Consider the following 18,871-nt stretch of genomic DNA (forward strand, 5'->3'; position numbering starts at 1 on the left):
CCCGGCCTGTTCGGGCCGGGCGGCTCAGGGGCGGTGCTCAGTGGTGGCGCTCAGTGGCGGTGCTCAGTGGCGGTGCTCAGTGGCGGCGCTCACTGGTGGTACTCAGCGGTGGCGCTGGAAGCGACCGGGATCAGGCGGTCGGGAACTTCGCGATGAAGGCGCTGCCGACACCGACGACATCGTCGAAGCTGCGCTTGCCGGCACCGAACTCGGAGCCCGCCATGGCGCGCTTCTTGCCGTTCACGATCTCCCAGACGGTGGCGTTGTCCAGCGACTTGATCATCGTGCCGTTGGCGGGGGCCGTCTTGGCGGCGGCCGATGCCAGCCATGCGGCGGGGGCACCGTCCAGGGGGCGCTGGTCGTAGCCGAAGCCGGTGAAGTCGGCGTTGGTCAGCGGTGCGGCGACGCCACCGGCCATGACGTAGACCGAAGCGGAGGCCCCGGAGGCGTCCTTGACGACGGTCTCGTTGGCGACCTGCTTGGTCACCGCCGAGCCGAGCCACTCACCGGGGACGCCCATGAGGGACATCTCGTCGAAGCCGACGCTCGTCCACTCGGTGGCCGAGATGCCCACCGGCGTGCCGCCCACCATGACGTAGCGGGAGGAGTCGGTGCCCGACTGGTTCATGACGACCGTGCCGGACTTCAGCGGCTTCGCCACGACGCCCTTCAGCCACTCGGCCGGAACACCCATCAGCGTCTGCTTGTCGTAGCCGTTGGCCGTCCACTCCGAGCCCGAGATGTGCAGCGCCGAGCCGGCAACCATGACGTAGCGGGACGGGTCGGTACCCGACTGGTCCATGACCACGATGCCGGTCGCCACCGTGCGCTGGGCGGCAGCCTTCAGCCATGCGGTCGGAACGCCCATGTCAGCACGGGTGTTGTAGCCGCCGGCGACCCAGTCGGCGCCGCCGATCTTGAGCGCGGCGTCACCGACGATCACGTACCGGTCCGCACCGCCGGCCTGGTCGTGGACCACGGTGCCCGACGGCGGGGCGCTGGAGAGGGAGCGGAAGGCCTGGTCGTCGATGGTGACGACCTTGCTCAGGTCGTACTTGCCGGGAGTGACGTCGGAGCCCGCCACCGCGAGACCGGCTCCCTTGATCATCACCTTGACGGACGGGCTGCTCGCCGACTTCACGAGCGTGCCTTCGGCCAGCGAAGCCGGGTTCGGGAGGGAGGGCGTCGAGCTGCCGGCCGGGGAGACGTAGCCGCTGATGGTCTGGCCCCAGGGCCTGTCACCCACCTTCCAGCTGGTGGTGGGGTTGGTGCTGACGTAGCCGGGGCGGGCGCCCTGGTTGCCGCCCGTGATGGTGACCGTGTTGCCGGATATCGCCGTCACCAGGGCCACGTGGTCTGCGTAGTTGCTGCCGTTGTAGTTGTAGACCACCGCGTCACCGACGTGCGGCGTGCTGGAGATCGTCCCGTACTTCTTGCCGTAGTCCATGAAGCTGGCCGCACGGTCGTCCAGGCTGGCCAGACCCGTGACCGCATTGCGGGACCAGACCCAGCCGGCGAAGTCGGCGCACCAGGCATGGGCGGTGACGCCGCCGCTGCAGCTGTTGGTCTGGTTCGGGCCGCCGTCGTAACCACCGTGTGCACAGGCTCCGTTGCCGTTCTCGGCACGGGCGGTGGCGGAGATTCCGTCGGTCAGCGGCGAGGCGCTGGCCGGGTTGACGACCACCATGGTGAACGCCGTTGCCGCCAGGGCGGAGGTGGAGGCGATGCGGATGGCGATGGTCTTGATGGTGCGGGACATGGCGAAGCTCCTGATGGCGTGAAAGGAAGTGTGGTGTCGCTGCGGGTTCCGCAGACGGGCCTGGTGAGGGCCGAAGAGTGGGGGCGCGCCGGCCGGGCGGTGGGACGGCTGCCCTGCAGGAGCAGCTGTCAGGCCGGTGGATGCGGCGCGCGGTGGGGCGGTCTGGCGGGTCAGGCGGTCTTGCGATCTTGCGGTCAGGCGGTCAGGCGGTCCTGCGGTCAGGCGGTCCTGCGGTCCTGCGGTGAAGTTCGTGGGCCGCGACGGGGTGGCGCCAGGGCGCTGCTCCCCCGGCGGCGGGGCCGGTTACTGCCAGCCGGTGGTGAGCTTGCCGACGGGGGCGGTCTGCCAGCCGGTGGTCGCGGTGATGCGGGTCTCGTCGGCGGTGGTGGTGGCGGCGGTGAACTGGCCGGCCAGAACCGGGGTGATCGCGGCGAGGGCGAGAGTGGTGACCGCGGCGGCCTTGGCGAGGCGGGTGCGAAGCATGGGAGTGGTCCTTTGCGAAAGCTGGGATGAGTGGCATTTCCCGGTCTCACGTCCCGCGGTGACGTTTCCTCCGGTGTTGCCTTCGGGGCGGTGTTCCCTTCCGGCGATCACTACTTTCGTCGCAGGTCACGGCGGGTGGAAGGGCTTTCAGCTGGACGGAACCGGACCTGGACCCTTCCGTCCAGCAAGGCCGGAAGCGGCCGCCAGGAGGTGCTCGTAGTACGGCGTGACCAGAGGTGCGCCGACGCGCCCGACCGTCCAGCCCCACAGGGCCGGCACCTCCTCGAAGGCGCGGCGGCACAGCGCCTCCGTACGCCGTTCCGCCTCGTTCAGGCTGTCCGCGAGCAGATAGACGCCGAGGGTCGGATCCGGCAGGGCGTGCGGATGCGCGGAAACGTGCTCCACCGGGCCACAGGCGTCGGCACTGGCACTCGCACTGGCACTGGCACTGGCACTGGCGAACGCGTGAATGAGTTCGCCTGCGTGCGGCGGGAGTTGAGTGCCGGGCGCGGGAGCGCGGAGGGCCGCGTGAACGAGGTACATGCACTCCACGATCCCGAATTCTTCACATCGGGCATACGGCTTGAAGGTGGACTCTTCGGTCCCTGGCCGGAAGCGGCCAAGGACCGCCCCGGCCCCTCGCTGGACCCCGCGTACGATGATCTGCGTCCCCTGATTCACGGGGGTACACAGGGGGGGGGGAACCGCTGTGCTTGCAACTCTTGGCCTCGACGCGACCGCTGAGGCCGTTTACCGCGTCATGCTCGCGCACCCGCGCGACGGAGTGCGTGCTCTTGCCGACCGTCTCGGCGTATCCGAGGCAGACATCCGGAACAGTCTGGACCAGCTCAGCGAGCTGGCCCTGATCCGCCCGTCCTACGAACGGGAGGGAGAGCTCCACGCCGTCCCACCCGAGGTCGGCATGGAGATCCTGATGGCCCGCCAGCAGGCGGAGCTCGCGGCGCAGCAACTGCGCATCGAGTCGTCGCGCGCGGCCGCCGCCCAGCTGATCGCGGAGTTCGCCGATCTGAGCCCGACCGCCTCCAGTCCCGGCGTCGAGCAGCTGGTGGGCCTGGACGAGATTCGGACCCGGATCACCGGCTTGGCGCACGGGGTCCGGTCCGAGCTGATGACGTTCGCACCCGGCGGAGGGCAGCGGCCGGACACTCAAGAGGCCTCGAAGGCGAACGACCTCGCGCTGCTGGGCCGCGGCGTGCGGATGCGCACCCTGTACCAGGACAGCGTGCGCAACAGTCAGATCACCGTGGCCTACACGACGTGGCTGGGTGAGCTCGGCGGGGAGGTACGCACCGCCCCCGACCTGCCGACCCGGCTGATGATCTTCGATCGGACCACCGCGGTCATCCCGGTCAGCAACGAAGACAGCGGGGCGGGCGCGGTGGTCCTCACCGGCCAGGGAACGCTGACGGCGCTGTGCGCACTCTTCGAGAACGTCTGGTCGACCGCAAGGCCCCTGGGCAGCGCCCCTGAGGAGCGTGACGAGGAGGGGCTCAGCCCGCAGGAGACCACGGTGATCCGGCTGCTGGCGCAGGGCCTGACCGACGAGGCGATCGCCAAACGGCTCGCGGTCTCGCCGCGCACGGCCCGGCGACTGGCCAACGGGCTGATGGAACGGCTGGGTGCTGCGAGCCGGTTCGAATTCGGCGTCCGCGCGGTCCAGTGGGGCTGGCTCCCCGGCACGGAGTAGCGCGCAACGCGAGACGGGTGCCCGGCCCGTGGGGGCCGGGCACCCCCTCAGCCGCTCCCGCCGATGCGCACGGCTCTAGAGCTGTGGAGCCAGGGCCGCGTCCGCCTCGGCCAGGGCCGACTCGCCCGCGGTCAGGGAGTCGTAGACGAAGTGGACGGTGGCCTCCTCGATGCCGCAGTACTCCGAGATGCCGACGCGCAGCAGGCGGTCCACCGGCTCGTCCCAGCCCAGCTCCTTGAACTTCGCCTCCGGGTAACTCACCAGCGGGATCCAGACCATGCGCTTGCCCTTCAGGAGCGGGTGGCTGCGGCCGTAGGCGAAGCCGTTGTTCCAGACCCGGTCGACCCAGCCCTTCAGGATGGCCGGCAGGCCGAACCACCAGAGCGGGAAGACCACCACGAGGATCTCGGCGGCGGCGATCCGGTCCATGTGGGCCCGGGTCTCGGCGGAGTACTCCTTGTCGGGGTCCGACCAGTCCGGCTCGTCCTCGGTCCCCATCCGGGGTCGAAGCCCTCGGCGTGCAGATCGAGTACGTCGACCGTGTGGCCGTCGGCCTCCAGCCGGGCCACCGCGCGTCGGGCCAGCTGGGCGGTCAGGGAATCGCCTCGGGGGTGGGCCAGGACGACCAGGGCGGCGCTCATCGGGCATCGGTGGGGAGCACGGCCGCCTGCGCGGCGGCGGGTTCCGGGGAGGGGGCGGCTTCCGGGGAGGCGGCGGCCTCCGGGGCGAGGCGGACCAGCATCTTGCCGGTGTTCGCGCCGCGCATCATGCCGAGGAAGGCCTCCGGGGCGTGCTCGATGCCGTCGACGACGGTCTCCTCGGTGCGCAGGCTGCCGTCCGCCAGCCAACCCGCGGCCCGGCCGATCCACTCGGGGAACAGGTCGAATTGACTTCCTCCAATCGCCCTGGAGGGCGAGGATTCTCCGCCTGCGGGTGGTCACCCCGTGTGGGAGACCACCCGCTTCGGGTGGGTTCCTGCTTCCTCCGTACTCGCAGAACATCAGGAATTGGGACCAGCCCGCGTCGTGCACGCTTTTGGCCAGGTGGCCACGCGCCATTCCACGTACGTTCAAGGTCTCCGCGAAGACGGCTTGGTTCTCGCTCATCAGCCTGTGAGACCACTGGTGGTGGAAGTTCCGGCGCGCATCCGCCACCTGGGCGTGAGCGCGGGCGACCTTGATTCGGGCTTTGCCCCGGTTGTTCGATCCCTTCTTCTTCCGCGACAGCTCCCGCTGCCGCTTCTTCAGCTTCTTCTCCGCCCGCCGCAGGTACTTCGGTGAGGCGATGTGCGTCCCGTCCGCGAGGACCGCGAACCGGGTCAGGCCCAGGTCGATGCCCTGGTCGAAATCAGCTGGCGGAAGCATGTCGGCGGCCGGGTCGGTCTCGACCACGAAGGAGGCCCAGTACCTCCCGGAACGGTCCTTGATCAGCGTCACGCTCGACGGGACGGAGGGCAGATCGCGGGTCCACTTGACCCGCACGTCTCCGATCTTCGGCAGGCACAGCTTGCCGTCATCAAGGATCTTGAACCGGTCAGAGGCGGTGAAACGGGCGGACTCCCGATTATCCCTCTTCGACTTGAAGCGAGGGGGAGCAACCTTGGGACCCTTGCGCTTGCCGGTCTTGGAGTCCTCATGCGCGGCCCACGCTTTGTCCAGGTCCCGCAGCGTCTGTTGCAGCACACCGACCGGGGCATCGGACAGCCAGGCCCGCTCCACGGTCTTCTTCGCGGTGGTGATCAGAGCCTTGGACAGGTCCGGGTTCTTCGGGACCCGCAGGTACGGACCCTCGGCGGTTCGCCGGCTCGGGTTGCCGAGCAGCTTGTTCGACGCCTTGACGGGCTTGACCCGGGACAGCGCATCGTTCCAGACCACGCGCTTGCACCCGAACACCCGACGGGCGCTGATCGCCTGACCAGGCGTCGGATAGACGCGGTACTGGTAACGGAGTTGCACGCCAAACACCGCACTACGATTGGATTATGGCCGAGCAATAGAACATTTGCACTGGTAGACACTGCGTTCCCCTCATGCACCCCCACTTGGTCTTCGTTACGAAGGCGCGGCACCAGTCTTCACCGATCGGCGCCCGTGAAGTTCGCGCAGAGCGGCGATCACCCGGCTGGAGGAGCAGCGGATCACGGCCTACGAGGACCTGGCCGAGGCCCGCCTCGAACTCGGCGAACACAGGGACCTCGCCGACGAGTTGGCCGGACCCGCCGCCGCCCACCCGCTGCGCCAGCGGCTGCGCGGCAGCCAGATGCGAGCGCTGTACCGCGCCGGCCGCCAGAACGAGGCCCTCGCCGTCTACGCGCACCTGCGCGGGCTCTTCGCCGAGGAACTCGGCATCGACCCCGGTGCGCAGCTCTCGGCCCTGTACGAAGCCATCCTCCGCCAGGACCCCGCACTGGGCCCGGCCGCGGAGCCGGGTCCGCCGGAGCCGCTGGGGCAGGCGGCGCAGGCGGCCCGGGGCAGCCGGGCGTACGGGGGCGGTGGCAACCTGCCCGCGCCCGTCAGCTCCCTCGTGGGCCGCGAGGAGGCCGTCGCCCGGGTGTGCGCGGCGCTCGGGGCAGGCCGGCTGGTGACGCTGTGCGGGCCCGGCGGCGTCGGCAAGACCCGGCTCGCGCTGGCCGCGGCGGCCCGGCTGGAGGAGGCGTACCCCGACGGGGTGTGGTTCGTGGAACTCGCGGGCGCGCAGGGCGCGTCGGTCGCCGAAGCGGTGGCCGCCGCGATCGGGATGCGCGAGGACGACGCCGCCGGCGGCTCCGTCGAAGACCGGCTCGCCGAGGCGTTGCGGCGGCGCGCGGCACTCCTCGTACTCGACAACTGCGAGCACGTCCTCCCCGCCGCCGCGGCCCTCGCCGAACGGCTCCTGCGCCGCGCCCCCGGCCTGCGCGTCCTCGCCACCAGCCAGGAGCCGCTCGCGCTCTCGGGCGAGGTGATCGAGGCCGTCGCCCCGCTCACGGAGGCCCGGGCCGTGGAACTGTTCGCGGCCCGCGCGGCCGCCGCCGCCCCCGGCTTCGCCCTCGGCCCCGGCACCGCGGAGGCCGTGGCCCTGATCTGCCGCCGTCTGGACGGGATACCGCTCGCGCTGGAACTCGCCGCGACGCGGGTACGGGTCCTGGGCGTGGAGGCACTGGCGGAACGCCTGCACGACCGCTTCCGCCTGCTCAACCAGGTGCGCCGCGACGCCCCGGCCCGCCAGCGCACGCTGCGCGCGACGATCGACTGGAGCTGGGAGCTGCTCTCCCCGGCGGAGGCGACGGTCCTGCGCCGCCTGTCGGTGTTCGCGGGCGGATTCACGGTGGAGGCGGCCGAGGGGGTGTGCGCGGACGGGGACGCGTGGGGCGGGGCCGGGGGCGGGGACAGGGGCGGGGGCGCGGATGGTGCCGAGGCAGATGACCGGGTCGCCCGTGAGGACGTGCTCGATCTGCTCACCCGGCTCGTGGACTGCTCGCTCGTGAGCTCGGCGTACGGCGACTCCGCACACTCGGCCTCCGCGCACTCGGCCTCCACACACTCGGCCTCCGCGTACGGCGACTCGCGCCTGCGGCTGCTGGAGTCGGTGGCCGCGTACGGGCTGGAGCGGCTCGGCGCCGCCGGGGAGACGGGCGCGACCCGGCAGCGGCACGCGGAGTACTACACCGGCCTCGCCGAGCGCGCGGCCGAGCGGCTGCACGGGCCCGGGCAGGGCGAGTGGCTGCGGCGGCTCGACCGCGAGGGGCCCAACGCCCGGGCCGCCCTGGAGCACACGGGGGCAGGGGAGTTGGGGGTGCGGCTGGTCGGCGCGCAGTCCTGGTACTGGTTCCTGCGCGGCCGGATCCGGGAAGCCGCCGAGGCCACCGGAGCGGCCGGGGCCACGGCCCTGCACGCCGCCTTCGCACTGCTCGGCGGGGACGACAGCCACCTCGGCCGCGACTTCTCGGACGCCGGCCTCCGGGAACAGTGGCTGCTGACCTACGCCCGCTGCGGCTTCGGCTCCGGCGTACTGGAGGCCGAACTCACCGCTCTCCCGGCCCAGTTCCGCGAGAGCGGCGACCGATGGGGCGAGGCGGTCGCGCTGCTCACCCTCTCGACGCGGGCGATGTACGACGGCGACCTCGCGGAACTGCGGCGTAACGCGGAGGCTGCCGCCGCCGTGTTCTCCGAACTGGGTGATCGCTGGGGCCAGTTGCAGACCTCGGAGCAGCTCGGCATCCTCGCCGAGGTGACCGGGGACTACCCGGCCGCGGCGCGGCTGCACGAGGACGGCGTACGGGACGCGCAGGAGCTGGAGTTGTGGACGCACGCCTCCTTCCGGCTGGCCCGGCAGGGCCGCATCGCGCTGCTGACCGGGGACCCGGCGCGCGCGGCCGCCCTGCACGAGCAGGCCCTGCGGCTGGCGGAGGAGCAAGGCCACCGCCCGGCCGAGCAGTTCGCGGCGATCGGGCTCGCCCTGGGCGCGCGGCGCGGCGGCGACCTGGACGGCGCCGAGACCCGGCTGCGGCCGTGGCTCGACTGGAACCGGCGGCTCGGGGTGGACTCCGGAGCGGCGCTGGTCCTGGCGGAGCTGGGGTACGTCGCGGAGCTGCGGGGCGACCCGGCCGCGGCGGAGTCCCTGCACCGGGAAGGCCTCGCGGCGGCCCGCCGTTCCGGGGACCCCCGCGCGCTCGCGCTGGCCCTCGAAGGCCTGGCGGGGGTGCTCCCGCCCGCCCGGGCGGCCTCCCTGCTGGGCACGGCGACGGCCCTGCGCGCCTCGGCGGGCACCCCGCGCCCCCGGGCGGAACGCACCGACGCCGACCGGGCGGCGGGCCGGGCCCGCGCGGCCCTGGGCCCGGAGGCCTTCGCGACGGCCTTCACCACGGGCGAAGCCCTCCCGCTGCCGGAACAACTCACCCTCCTGGAAGTCCCGTAGACCGGCCCCGGCGGCCCCGAGCGCTGCCGTCCGGGTTGCCCTCCGATGTCGCCGCCGCGCTGGACGTCCTCCTCGGACCGGCGGACGCGGCCCACGGCGCGCTCCGCCGGCAGGTGCCGCACCTGCGGGTGTCCGGACGCTGCTCGTGCGGCTGCGGTACGGCGTACTTCGAGCTGGACACGGACGGGGTGCCAGCGGCGCCGCTGCCTGCCGGGACCGTGGTGGCGGCCGAGGCCCAGCTGTACGACGCGCTCGAGCACTGCATCGGCGAGGTCCTGGCGTTCGCTCAGAACGGTTACCTGGCCTGGCTGGAGGTCTGCTCCTGGAGCGACGACGGCACCGTCACGCTGACTGACGCGCTACGGATGCTGCGTCACCCGTAGGGGCCCGCCCAGCCCAACTAGCCCGACCAGCCCGACCAAGCGGCCGCCCCGCCACCCCGTCGGCCGCAACTGGCCCCCGCAGGGCCCCGTACGGCCCCACAGAGCCCCGTACGGCCCCGTAGGAGGGTCGCCCGGCGCCGGGGGAGCGCCCGGCCCCCACCCGGGCCCACAGCCGCCCTCACCGGCCCGCCCGGCCCTGCCTCGCCGCCCTGCCCCGCCGCCCCGCCCCTCACGCCGAGGCCTTGATGCCCTCCAGGAAGGGCTCCACCACCGCGCGCCAAGCCGTCGGCTGGTCGTAGTGGAGGTAGTGGCCGGCGTCCGGGATCTCGGCGTACTGCCCGGCCGGCAGGACGCGGACCATCTCCTGTGCCTCGGCCCGGCCCAGCTCGCCGTCCAGACCGCGCACCACCAGCGTCGGGCAGCGCACCTGGGCGAGCTCCTCCCAGTGCGCGTCGTGCACCCACGTCTCCCGCGCGGTGAGCATCTGGCGGCGCGAGAACAGCGGGCGCCAGCCGTCGTCGGCCTCGTGCATCACCTCCGCGAAGAACTCGCCCCGGCCGGGGTCCGGGCGCTCCACCCGCGGATCGTCCTCGCCGAACCAGCGCCGCGCGGCGTCCTGGGTGGGGAACGGCAGCGGCCAGTGCCGGAACCACTCCTCCCACTCCTGCTGCGAGGCCTCCCCCAGCGCGGACGCCCGCATGTCGCAGATGACCAGGGCCGCTACGAGATCGGGGCGGCGGGCCGCGAGCTGCCAGGCGGTGAGGGCGCCCATGGAATGGCCGATCAGCGTCACCGGCGCGAGGCCGAGCTGCTCGACGGCCGCTTCGGCGTCGGCCACGAAGGCCTCGCGCCCGTAGGCGACGGAACTGGCGGGGCTGCCGGGGCCGGCGGTCGGCGGGCGCTCGCTCTGGCCGTGGCCTCGCTGGTCGAGGGCCACGACGCGGCGGCTCGCGCCGAGCCAGCGGGCGGTGCCCGTCCAGTGGAAGGCGCGGCCCATCAGACCGTGCAGTAAGAGGGCCGCGGGCTCGCCCGACAGCGACGGAGACTGCGACGGAAACTGCGACGGAAACAGTGACTGCGACTGCGGCGCCGACGGCTCGGGCTCCGCGGTCGCTTCGTGGAACTCCCAGGCCGCCAGGCGTACGCCGTCGGCCCCCGTCACATCGAGGCGTCGTACCACCGCAGATGCACCCCCTTCGCTCCCGGCCACAGTATCGAACCCGTATTCGAAAACGGGGTTCTCGCCGACAACACCGCTCTTTCGAGTGACCTTGCTCAAGGATTGACCGGCGCTGCCGATGGAGATCCTTTCAACAGGGAGGCGGGCCGCTCGGGGAAGACGGTCCGAAGGGATGACCTTGAGAGCTCGGGGCTCCAGGTCAAGCAGGGGAGGACCGGTCCCGGCGCCGTAAGGCGCCGGGACCATCCATGCAGATCCACACCGGTCCGTACAGGCCGACACCAGTCGGATTCGCTCGCACTGGCGACCTGATCGAACGCCCGTGCGTCAGCCTGTCGAAGACCGCCCAGCCCCTCCGTCCGTCAGCGCTTCGCCACGAACACGTGGGAGGCCACGTCCGCGTCGAGCTCCGCGGCCTCGCCCCCGCTGCCGACCAGCACGCCGCCGGGCGACTCGGTCACGCTGACCACCGAGCCGGGCTGCACGCCCGCCCGGCGCAGCGTGTACATCAGCTGCGCGTCCGTCTGGATCGGCTCGCCGATCCGGCGGATCACCACGGTCTTGCCCTCCGCACCCGGGTCCAGCTCGGACAGGCTGACCATGCCCTCCTCCAGGAACGGATCGGCCTCGGCCTTCTCACCCAGCTCCTCCAGCCCCGGGATCGGGTTGCCGTACGGCGATTCGGTCGGGTGGCGCAGCAGCTCCAGCACCCGCCGCTCCACCGCCTCGCTCATCACGTGTTCCCAGCGACAGGCCTCGGCGTGCACCTGCTCCCACTCCAGGCCGATGACGTCGACGAGCAGGCACTCCGCGAGGCGGTGCTTGCGCATCACCCGCGTCGCCAGCTTGCGCCCCTCGTCGGTCAGCTCCAGGTGCCGGTCGCTGGCGACGGCCACCAGGCCGTCGCGCTCCATTCGCGCCACCGTCTGGCTCACCGTCGGGCCGCTCTGGTCGAGCCGCTCGGCGATGCGGGCGCGCATGGGGACCACACCTTCCTCTTCCAGTTCGAGGATGGTGCGGAGGTACATCTCCGTGGTATCGATCAGTCCGGACATTCGTGCCCCTCGGATTGCGTGCGCTGGCCCTGCCCCCAATTCTGACCCATCACGCCGACAACCGTCCCGTGTAGGACGTCAAGGGCCGTTCCGGACTGCCCGGAAACACCCCTCTTTCCCCTCCGGGCACCTCTCATTACGCCGCCCACCGGGCCTTTCGCCCCTTGGATGGAAGTTCGTATTGACACGCCCTTGGTCCAGACCGCACGGTGAGCGGCGGACACGGACGACAACCTCACCCACTCCCACCCCGGAAGGCCATCGGCGTATGAGCGAGAGCAAGCTGGCCGGTCAGTTCTTCGACTCCGCGATCGGTCTGCTGGAGCGGGTACGGGACGAGGAGTCCGCCCGCATCAACGAGGCCGGAACCGTCATCGCGGACGCCGTGGCCGCCGGGAACAAGCTCTTCGCCTTCGGCGCCGGGCACTCCTCGCTCCCCGCCCAGGACGTGGTCTACCGGGCCGGCGGACTCGCCCTGATGAACTTCCTCGCCGTCCCCGGCACCGTCGGCATCGACGTCATGCCCGCCACCCTCGGCAGCGCCCTGGAGCGCGTCGACGGCCTCGCCGGAGCGGTCCTGGACAGCAGCCCGGCCAGTGACGGCGACGTCCTCGTGATCATCTCCCTCTCCGGGCGCAACGCCCTGCCGGTCGAGATGGCCATGAACGCCCGCGCGATCGGCCTCAAGGTCATCGGCGTCACCTCGGTGGCCTACGCGACCGACACCAAGTCCCGCCACGTCTCCGGCACCTTCCTCAAGGACCACTGCGACATCGTCCTCGACAGCAAGATCGCGGTCGGCGACGCCGAGCTCACCCACGAGGGCATCGAAGCCCCCTTCGCCCCCGCCTCCACCGTCGTGACCAGCGCGATCATGCAGGCGGTCATGGCCGCCGCGGCCGGCGAGCTCGTCGCCCGCGGGGTCGAACCGCCACTCCTGCGCTCGGGCAACGTGGACGGCGGCCACGAGTGGAACGGCCGCGTCATGCAGGAGTACGGCGACCGCATCTTCTTCCGCCACTAGCCACACCCGCGGCGCGGCCCCGGGGCGGGGCTCCTCACCGCCCCGCCAGGTCCAGATCCGCCGCGACGCGGGCCGCCACCTCCTCCGCGTACGCCGCGTCCGCGCGCTCGAAGGCGGCCCGGGACGGCCCCCGCAGGAACGTCAGCGTCCCCAGGCTCCGGCCCCGGCTGCGCAGCACCGTGCACAGGGCGTGCGCCGCGCCCTCGGGCCAGCGCCGGGCGCCCGACCACACCTCGTCGGCCTGCCCGCGCGGGGCGCTCGTCCGCACCGACCCGGCCCGGTCCAGCGCCTGTAGCGCCGGGTGGCCGGCCTCGTAGCGCACCGGGATCGCCCCGGGCTCGGGCAGCCCCGGCAGGCCGGGCGGGGACGCCGCCCAGCGCAGCAGCCGCACGGGGTCCCGTACCGGCTCCGGCTCCAGTACGTCCACCAGCGCGTGCTCGGCGAAGCCCGCGAGGGCGAACTCCAGCCGTACCGCCGCCGCCTCGGCGGGATCCTCGCACTCGGCGGCGGCCCGCCCGGCCCGGTACAGCTGATGGGACCGGAACCGCAGCTGCGCCGTGTCCAGCTGCGCCTGGCGCGCCTCGGTGACGTCCTGGAACAGCAGCGCGACCCCGAGCGGTACGGGTTCCTCCGCGAGCGGCGACGCCAGGCGCAGGAACCCGCACCGCCAGCACCGCCGCCGCACGCCCTCGGGGCCGCGTACGGACACCCACAGCTCCGCCGGGGCCGGGGGCGCACCCTCGGCCAGCACGTGCTGCAGGGCCCCCTCCAGCTCCTCCACCCCCTGCGCCAGCAGCTCCCCGAGCGGCCGCCCGAGCAGCACGGTGCGGCCGGAGCCGAAGGCGCGGGCGGCGTGGGCGTTGACCACGGCCGGCCGCAGGTCCACATCCACGAGGACGACGCCCCAGGAGGCGTCCTCCATCAGCGCCTCGCTCAGGGCAATGGAACGCTCCAGGTCGATCTGCGCGTGCACCTCGCTGAAGGCGCAGTACACCCCGGCCGGCTTCCCGTCGGCGCCCGGCACCCCCGCGGACTGGGTCCGCACGAGCACCCGCCCGCCGTCCTTGGTCAGCAGCGCGAACTCGTGCACCTGCCGCCCCGGCACGTCCTGGGCGGCCATGAGTCTGTCCTGCACGTCCTGCGCGTCGGCGGCCCGCACGGCCCACCCCGCGAACCCCTTGCGCCCCACGGCCTCGATCGCCGACCACCCCAGAATCCGCTCGGCCTCACGGTTCCAGTGGGTGATCACGCCGTCGGCGTCGAACGCGCACAAAGCCGCGTCCATCCCGTCCAGCAGCGCTGCGAGCAGATCGTCGGCGGTCTCATCACGTCCGGATGCAGTCACCTGGGCCCCCTGCAGGTGTTCGCGTGTGCGGCACGTCACGTCATTGAACTCGAACGTGACGCAGCACACACCCACTTCCCGCAATCATCCCGGTATGTCCGGGACCCGGGGCCGCCTGCCGGACTGGTGAGGGCCACGATACGGGGAGTATGGTGCTTTATATGGCGACCAAGAAGATCACGGTAACAATTCCCGAAGAGCTCCTTGACGAGATCCGTGCGGAAGCAGCGGAGCGAGGCCTGTCGGCGTACGTCGCCGAAGCACTGCGGTTCAAGCGCGACCGGGACCGGCTGCGGGAATTGGTCGACTGGCTACAGGAGGAGCACGGCCCTGTCACCGAGGAGGAGCGCGCGGCCGCGTTCGAGGATCTGGAGGCTCTCGACGCCGAGCACGAACGCCGTCGCGCCACGGCAAGCCACCAGGCCGGCGAGGCCGCGTGAAGCGGACCGGTGAGCGTGCGCAACCGCCGCTGCGCGTCTTCGTACTCGACTGCGAAGCACTGTCCCTGGCCGTGCGCGGCGACCGAAAGATGATCGCCTTGCTGGACATCGCCGCCCAGGGTGGAGCCGAGGTAGTGACCTCTCCGATGACACTCGTCGAGGCCTATGACGGGAGGACCACTGAACAGCGATGGGACTGGGTCCTCTCCCGGCTCAAGGTCGCCGACGTCGGGAAGGACGAAGCACGTCAGGCCCGCCGACTCCTGGCGGACGCCGAGCTGCACGGCCACAAGTACGCGATCGACGCGGTACTCGCCGTCATCGCGCGTCAGCAGAAGGGGCAGGTCACCGTCTACACCTCGGACGTGGACGATCTGGAGCGATTGGTCCCGGACTCGATCGTCGTCAAGAAGGTATGAACCGGCGGCTCCGGAGACCCTGGCCACGCCTGCGGAATTGCCCCCGAAATTCGGTTGAGCGCGTCCTGTGGGGGTGCCTACAGTGGCCGCACACGAGAAGGGAGGTGGTTGCCGCAATGTACGGAAACCGGACGCGTGAGGTGGCTGCGGGCTAAAGCGCCCGTTGTCGCACGCACCCAGTGCGGTGCCCGGCGGAGTCGCCGGCGCCAATCCCAAGCAGTCACCCGACCCGCGGGCTCGCCGGTACGTCCGGCCGGCTTCCCCCACTGCAGGGGGGAAACCCGAGCCCGCGGGTTGTCTGCGTGTACGGGGCCCCTACGGGGTCACGGGCAGAGGCGTTCCACGCGCCAGCCGCCGGCCTCCAGGGCGTAGCGGAGGCGGTCGTGGAGGCGGTTCTCGTGGCCCTGCCAGAATTCCACCGCGTCGGGGACCACGCGGATGCCGCCCCACTGCGGGGGGACCGGAACCTGTTCGCCCTCGGGGTAGCGGGCTTCCAGTTCCGCGTAGCGGCGGTCCAGTTCCGCGCGGGAGGCGATCACCGTGGACTGTTCGCTGGCCCAGGCGCCCAGCTGGGAGCCGTGGGGGCGGGAGCGGAAGTACGCCGCCGTCTCGTCGCGGCCGATGCGGGAGGCCGTGCCGGTGACGATGACCTGGCGGGCGATGGGGTGCCAGGGGAAGAGCAGGGAGACGAAGGGGTTGGCGGCCAGTTCGCGGCCCTTGCGGGAGTCGTAGTTCGTGAAGAAGACGAATCCGCGCTCGTCGAACTGCTTCAACAGGACCGTGCGCGAGCTGGGACGGCCGTCCGGGGTTGCGGTCGCGACGACCATCGCGTTGGGTTCGAAGACGTTCGCCTCCGCAGCGTCGCGGAACCAGTGCGCGAACTGGCCCATCGGCTCCTCGGCGAGGCTTTCCTCGGCGACGAGCTGGGAGCGGTACTGCTTGCGCATGTCGGCAGGGTCAAGGTGCTGATCGGTCACGCGGCCATCCTGCCGCAGCGGCGCGTCCGCGACTGTGCCGTATGTCACGCTTCCCCGCGCCAAGCGGAACGTACAAAATCTTGGGGCCGGTCCGACGGTCCCGAACGGATGACCATCGGCCGTGCCGGGCATCAACGGGGATGACCGCGCCGGACCGCGAATCACGCCGGGAGCCGCGCGTGTTCGCACTATTTGAGGAGCCGCCTGATGTCCGACTTCGTACCCGGTCTCGAGGGAGTCGTCGCGTTCGAAACGGAGATCGCCGAACCCGACAAGGAAGGTGGGTCGCTGCGATACCGGGGCGTCGACATCGAAGACCTCGTGGGCCACGTCTCCTTCGGGAACGTCTGGGGCCTGCTGGTCGACGGTGCCTTCAACCCCGGCCTGCCGGCCGCCGAGCCCTTCCCGATCCCGGTCCACTCGGGTGACATCCGGGTCGACGTGCAGTCCGCGCTCGCCATGCTCGCCCCCGTGTGGGGTCTGAAACCGCTGCTCGACATCGATGAGCGGACGGCGAGGGACGACCTCGCGCGGGCGGCCGTGATGGCCCTGTCGTACGTCGCGCAGTCCGCGCGCGGCCAGGGACGGCCGATGGTCCCGCAGAGCGAGATCGACAAGGCCGAGTCCGTGGTCGAGCGGTTCATGATCCGCTGGCGGGGCGAGCCCGACCCGCGCCACGTCAAGGCCGTCGACGCCTACTGGACCTCGGCCGCCGAGCACGGGATGAACGCCTCGACCTTCACCGCGCGCGTCATCGCCTCGACGGGTGCCGATGTCGCGGCCGCGCTGTCCGGCGCGGTCGGCGCGATGTCCGGGCCGCTGCACGGCGGGGCGCCCTCGCGCGTCCTCGGCATGATCGAGGAGATCGAGCGCACCGGCGACGCCGTGGCGTACGTGAAGAAGGCCCTGGACAAGGGTGAGCGGCTGATGGGCTTCGGCCACCGCGTCTACCGGGCCGAGGACCCGCGCGCCCGCGTGCTGCGGCGTACGGCCAAGGAGCTGGACGCCCCGCGCTACGAGGTGGCCGCCGCGCTGGAGAAGGCCGCCCTGGAGGAGCTGCACGCGCGCCGCCCCGACCGGGTGCTCGCCACGAACGTGGAGTTCTGGGCCGCGATCATGCTGGACTTCGCGGAGGTCCCGGCGCACATGTTCACCTCGATGTTCACGTGTGCCCGTACCGCCGGCTGGTCCGCGCACATCCTGGAGCAGAAGCGCACGGGCCGCCTGGTCCGCCCCTCGGCCCGCTACACCGGGCCGGGCGTGCGCAACCCCAGCGAGATCGCCGGTTACGAGGACATCGCCTCCACCGCCTGATCGCACCGGCCGCCGGCTGCCCCCGCACAGGGCCGCCGCCGTGACGCAGGGCGCCGCATCCCCTCGGGGTGCGGCGCCCTGCGCGTCCCGTCAGCCCAGTTCCGAGTCCAGGATCCGGGCCCACTGGGCGACCACCCGCGCCCGGCGGGTGGTGTCGTCGGTGAGGACGTTGGCCAGGCCCAGGCCGCGGGCCATGTCGAGCAGGCCCTGCACGGTTTCCCGTACGCCCGGTACGGACTCGTCCGCGCCCAGGAGTTCCACGGCGATGCGGTGGGTCTCGCGGCCGACGCGGGCCTCCAGCTCGGCCACGCGGGGGCGCAGCTGCTCCTCGTGGGAGGCCGCGACCCACAGCTGGAGGGCGGCGCGGAACATCGGGCCGGTGTACAGGTCGATGAGCGCCCCGACCACGTCGGCGCGGGCCGCCGAGGCAGCGCCGCGCGGGAACAGGTCCAGCAGCGCGGTCGAGCGCACCTCCGCCATGTACTCGACGGCGGCGGTGAACAGTTCCTCGCGGGTGCGGAAGTGGTGCTGGGCCGCCCCGCGCGAGACGCCGGCGCGCTCGGCGACGACGGCGACGGTGGATCCGGCCCAGCCCTGTTCCGCGAGGCAGGAGACCGCCGCTTCGAGGAGGTGGCGGCGGGTGACCCGGCTGCGGGCCTGCTTGGGGCCGGTCTCCGCGGTCACCGCAGCCATGACGGGTCCCGTCGTTCGAAGCGGGCGCTGATGCCCTCGCGGGCCTCGGCGGAGGCGAAGTGCCGGGCGGACAGCTCGGTGAGGGCGGCTCCGTCCCGCTCCAGGGCGGCCCGTACCGGGGCGGTGACCAGCCGTTTCGTCGCGGCCAGGGCCTCGGGGCCGGCCTTGAGGAGGCCTTCCAGGACGGGGGCGAGCAGCTTGTCGACGTCCGCGTCCGTGGTGTGGAGGGTGAGCAGGCCGATGCGGGTGGCTTCGGCGGCGTCGAAGACCTCGGCCGTCAGGAAGTAGCGGGCCGCGGCGCGGGGGTCCAGGCGCGGGAGCAGCGGCGCCGAGATCACGGCCGGGACCACGCCGAGGTGGGTCTCGGTGAAGGCGTACGTGGACCCGTGCCCGGCGGCGGCGATGTCGCAGACGCCGAGCAGCCCGAGGCCGCCCGCGCGGACGTGGCCGGTGACCCGGGCGACGACGGGCCGGGGGAGTTCGGCGATCTCCCGGAGCAGGGCCAGGAAGTCGGCGGGGTCGCAGGGGGACTTGAGGTCGGCGCCGGCGCAGAAGGTGGTGCCGGTGTGGGTGAGGACGACGGCACGGGTGGACGGTTCCGCGGCCGCGGTGGCGAGAGCCGTACGGAGCTCCTGGACCAGGGTGGCGGAGAGGGCGTTGCGGTTGGCCGGGGAGTCGAGGGTCAGGGTGGTGAGGCCGGGCGTTCGCGCGGCGTGGACCAGTGGGGGCATGTCTCCTCCGGAGGGGGTGATCGGTCGGTCGGGATCCCCTCCGGGGAGGGTATGCGGGTCGCCTGCGGCGGGCTCCGGTGGGCCGCGGCTGGGTGGCCCTGCGGGGCGAAGCCCCCGCAGCGACCCTTGCCGCTGCGCGGGCGAAGTCCCCCCTGCGACCCTTGCCGCTGCGCGGGGCAGAGTCCCCGCAGCGACCCTTGCCGCTGCGCGGGCGAAGTCCCCTACCCGCCCTTCCACCGTTCCCAGGGCCGGCCCTGACCCGGTCCTCAAACGCCGGACGGGCTGGAGTGGGGGTACCGGGCTGCGCCCGGACCCCCTGGGGTTCCGCCCCGGACCCCGCGCCTCAAACGCCGGCGGGGCTGGGAAGGGGTACCGGGCTGCGCCCGGACCCCCCGGGGCTCCGCCCCGGACCCCGCGCCTCAAACGCCGGCGGGGCTGGGTTTGGCCGGCGCCGGACTGGACCGGCC

18 protein-coding genes and 1 pseudogene are annotated in these 18,871 nt (G+C 72.4%); 7 read left to right on the forward strand and 12 right to left on the reverse strand.

The features are described 5' to 3' along the window. Positions 1-130 precede the first annotated feature (130 nt). The 3 genes from ACODT5_RS35310 to ACODT5_RS35320 all read right to left on the reverse strand — a co-directional run bounded on the left by ACODT5_RS35310 (position 131) and on the right by ACODT5_RS35320 (position 2,785). On the reverse strand, positions 131-1,759 hold the full coding sequence (locus ACODT5_RS35310) for a CHAP domain-containing protein (RefSeq protein WP_422523158.1): 1,629 nt from the start codon (positions 1,757-1,759) through the stop codon (positions 131-133). 303 nt (positions 1,760-2,062) lie between these two features. Beyond that, entirely contained in the window at positions 2,063-2,242 is a 180-nt protein-coding gene (locus ACODT5_RS35315) for a hypothetical protein (RefSeq protein ID WP_422523159.1), read from the reverse strand. A 147-nt stretch (positions 2,243-2,389) separates the two neighbouring features. Next, complete coding sequence (locus tag ACODT5_RS35320) at positions 2,390-2,785, reverse strand: hypothetical protein (RefSeq protein WP_422523160.1); 396 nt, start codon at positions 2,783-2,785, stop codon at positions 2,390-2,392. Positions 2,786-2,951: 166 nt separating this feature from the next. On the opposite strand from ACODT5_RS35320, the gene ACODT5_RS35325 reads away from it, so the two are divergent. Further along, entirely contained in the window at positions 2,952-3,950 is a 999-nt protein-coding gene (locus ACODT5_RS35325; RefSeq protein WP_422523161.1) for a LuxR C-terminal-related transcriptional regulator, read from the forward strand. A gap of 75 nt (positions 3,951-4,025) precedes the next feature. On the opposite strand, the gene ACODT5_RS35330 is transcribed toward ACODT5_RS35325, so the two are convergent. The 3 genes and pseudogenes from ACODT5_RS35330 to ACODT5_RS35340 form a co-directional block, all read right to left on the reverse strand. Beyond that, positions 4,026-4,448 (reverse strand): NAD(P)H-dependent oxidoreductase, encoded by a 423-nt coding sequence (locus tag ACODT5_RS35330; RefSeq protein WP_422523162.1) that lies wholly within the window; start codon positions 4,446-4,448, stop codon positions 4,026-4,028. 139 nt (positions 4,449-4,587) lie between these two features. Continuing rightward, on the reverse strand, positions 4,588-4,719 hold the full coding sequence (locus tag ACODT5_RS35335) for a hypothetical protein (protein ID WP_422525279.1): 132 nt from the start codon (positions 4,717-4,719) through the stop codon (positions 4,588-4,590). Between the two features lie 229 nt (positions 4,720-4,948). Beyond that, positions 4,949-5,914, reverse strand: a pseudogene (locus ACODT5_RS35340) (RNA-guided endonuclease InsQ/TnpB family protein); the annotation flags it as partial. Positions 5,915-6,062: 148 nt separating this feature from the next. On the opposite strand from ACODT5_RS35340, the gene ACODT5_RS35345 reads away from it, so the two are divergent. Next, the gene (locus tag ACODT5_RS35345) at positions 6,063-8,843 is read left to right on the forward strand and encodes an ATP-binding protein (RefSeq protein ID WP_422525133.1); all 2,781 of its coding nucleotides are present in this window, start codon (positions 6,063-6,065) and stop codon (positions 8,841-8,843) included. A 35-nt stretch (positions 8,844-8,878) separates the two neighbouring features. Continuing rightward, complete coding sequence (locus ACODT5_RS35350) at positions 8,879-9,226, forward strand: hypothetical protein (protein ID WP_422523163.1); 348 nt, start codon at positions 8,879-8,881, stop codon at positions 9,224-9,226. 229 nt (positions 9,227-9,455) lie between these two features. On the opposite strand, the gene ACODT5_RS35355 is transcribed toward ACODT5_RS35350, so the two are convergent. Both ACODT5_RS35355 and ACODT5_RS35360 read right to left on the reverse strand, forming a co-directional pair. Next, positions 9,456-10,406, reverse strand: coding sequence for an alpha/beta fold hydrolase (locus ACODT5_RS35355; RefSeq protein WP_422523164.1), 951 nt, complete (start codon positions 10,404-10,406; stop codon positions 9,456-9,458). 362 nt (positions 10,407-10,768) lie between these two features. Further along, positions 10,769-11,461 carry an iron-dependent transcriptional repressor DtxR gene (locus ACODT5_RS35360; protein ID WP_388507219.1) on the reverse strand — a complete coding sequence of 231 codons (693 nt, stop codon included), beginning with the start codon at positions 11,459-11,461 and terminating at the stop codon, positions 10,769-10,771. A 268-nt stretch (positions 11,462-11,729) separates the two neighbouring features. Between ACODT5_RS35360 and ACODT5_RS35365 the strand changes: the two genes are divergently transcribed. After that, positions 11,730-12,485, forward strand: a complete 756-nt coding sequence (locus tag ACODT5_RS35365) for an SIS domain-containing protein (RefSeq protein ID WP_422523165.1) — start codon at positions 11,730-11,732, stop codon at positions 12,483-12,485. A 34-nt stretch (positions 12,486-12,519) separates the two neighbouring features. Here the strand turns inward: ACODT5_RS35365 and ACODT5_RS35370 are convergent, their stop codons facing one another. Next, positions 12,520-13,830, reverse strand: a complete 1,311-nt coding sequence (locus ACODT5_RS35370) for a PAS domain-containing protein (RefSeq protein WP_422523166.1) — start codon at positions 13,828-13,830, stop codon at positions 12,520-12,522. Between the two features lie 161 nt (positions 13,831-13,991). On the opposite strand from ACODT5_RS35370, the gene ACODT5_RS35375 reads away from it, so the two are divergent. Next, positions 13,992-14,270 (forward strand): CopG family transcriptional regulator, encoded by a 279-nt coding sequence (locus ACODT5_RS35375; RefSeq protein WP_422523167.1) that lies wholly within the window; start codon positions 13,992-13,994, stop codon positions 14,268-14,270. After that, positions 14,267-14,689: a hypothetical protein gene (locus ACODT5_RS35380; RefSeq protein WP_422523168.1), complete on the forward strand. Its 423-nt coding sequence runs from the start codon at positions 14,267-14,269 to the stop codon at positions 14,687-14,689. Before ACODT5_RS35375 ends, ACODT5_RS35380 begins: the two co-directional genes overlap by 4 nt. A 323-nt stretch (positions 14,690-15,012) precedes the next feature. Here ACODT5_RS35380 and pdxH read toward each other — a convergent pair whose 3' ends face one another. Continuing rightward, positions 15,013-15,636 (reverse strand): pyridoxamine 5'-phosphate oxidase, encoded by a 624-nt coding sequence (gene pdxH / locus ACODT5_RS35385; protein WP_422525134.1) that lies wholly within the window; start codon positions 15,634-15,636, stop codon positions 15,013-15,015. A gap of 237 nt (positions 15,637-15,873) precedes the next feature. Here pdxH and ACODT5_RS35390 point away from each other — a divergent pair, with 237 nt between their 5' ends. Then, complete coding sequence (locus ACODT5_RS35390) at positions 15,874-16,980, forward strand: citrate synthase 2 (RefSeq protein WP_422523169.1); 1,107 nt, start codon at positions 15,874-15,876, stop codon at positions 16,978-16,980. A 90-nt stretch (positions 16,981-17,070) separates the two neighbouring features. On the opposite strand, the gene ACODT5_RS35395 is transcribed toward ACODT5_RS35390, so the two are convergent. Both ACODT5_RS35395 and ACODT5_RS35400 read right to left on the reverse strand, forming a co-directional pair. Further along, a complete protein-coding gene (locus tag ACODT5_RS35395; protein ID WP_422523170.1) occupies positions 17,071-17,673 on the reverse strand; it encodes a TetR/AcrR family transcriptional regulator in 603 nt (200 codons plus the stop codon). Next, positions 17,661-18,404: an enoyl-CoA hydratase family protein gene (locus ACODT5_RS35400; protein ID WP_422523171.1), complete on the reverse strand. Its 744-nt coding sequence runs from the start codon at positions 18,402-18,404 to the stop codon at positions 17,661-17,663. Before ACODT5_RS35400 ends, ACODT5_RS35395 begins: the two co-directional genes overlap by 13 nt. Positions 18,405-18,871: the final 467 nt, after the last annotated feature.

The sequence above is a fragment of the Streptomyces tatrensis genome, assembly GCF_049310065.1.
Classification (GTDB): domain Bacteria; phylum Actinomycetota; class Actinomycetes; order Streptomycetales; family Streptomycetaceae; genus Streptomyces.

Excerpts from the sequence above, each read along its gene's own strand:
- ACODT5_RS35330 (WP_422523162.1), bottom strand. The coding sequence starts at position 4,448 with ATGGGGACCGAGGACGAGCCGGACTGGTCGGACCCCGACAAGGAGTAC.
- ACODT5_RS35335 (WP_422525279.1), bottom strand. The coding sequence starts at position 4,719 with ATGATGCGCGGCGCGAACACCGGCAAGATGCTGGTCCGCCTCGCCCCG.
- ACODT5_RS35310 (WP_422523158.1), bottom strand. The coding sequence starts at position 1,759 with ATGTCCCGCACCATCAAGACCATCGCCATCCGCATCGCCTCCACCTCC.
- ACODT5_RS35360 (WP_388507219.1), bottom strand. The coding sequence starts at position 11,461 with ATGTCCGGACTGATCGATACCACGGAGATGTACCTCCGCACCATCCTC.
- ACODT5_RS35395 (WP_422523170.1), bottom strand. The coding sequence starts at position 17,673 with ATGGCTGCGGTGACCGCGGAGACCGGCCCCAAGCAGGCCCGCAGCCGG.
- ACODT5_RS35400 (WP_422523171.1), bottom strand. The coding sequence starts at position 18,404 with ATGCCCCCACTGGTCCACGCCGCGCGAACGCCCGGCCTCACCACCCTG.
- ACODT5_RS35320 (WP_422523160.1), bottom strand. The coding sequence starts at position 2,785 with ATGTACCTCGTTCACGCGGCCCTCCGCGCTCCCGCGCCCGGCACTCAA.
- ACODT5_RS35390 (WP_422523169.1), top strand. The coding sequence starts at position 15,874 with ATGTCCGACTTCGTACCCGGTCTCGAGGGAGTCGTCGCGTTCGAAACG.
- ACODT5_RS35375 (WP_422523167.1), top strand. The coding sequence starts at position 13,992 with ATGGCGACCAAGAAGATCACGGTAACAATTCCCGAAGAGCTCCTTGAC.
- ACODT5_RS35315 (WP_422523159.1), bottom strand. The coding sequence starts at position 2,242 with ATGCTTCGCACCCGCCTCGCCAAGGCCGCCGCGGTCACCACTCTCGCC.
- pdxH (WP_422525134.1), bottom strand. The coding sequence starts at position 15,636 with ATGCGCAAGCAGTACCGCTCCCAGCTCGTCGCCGAGGAAAGCCTCGCC.
- ACODT5_RS35365 (WP_422523165.1), top strand. The coding sequence starts at position 11,730 with ATGAGCGAGAGCAAGCTGGCCGGTCAGTTCTTCGACTCCGCGATCGGT.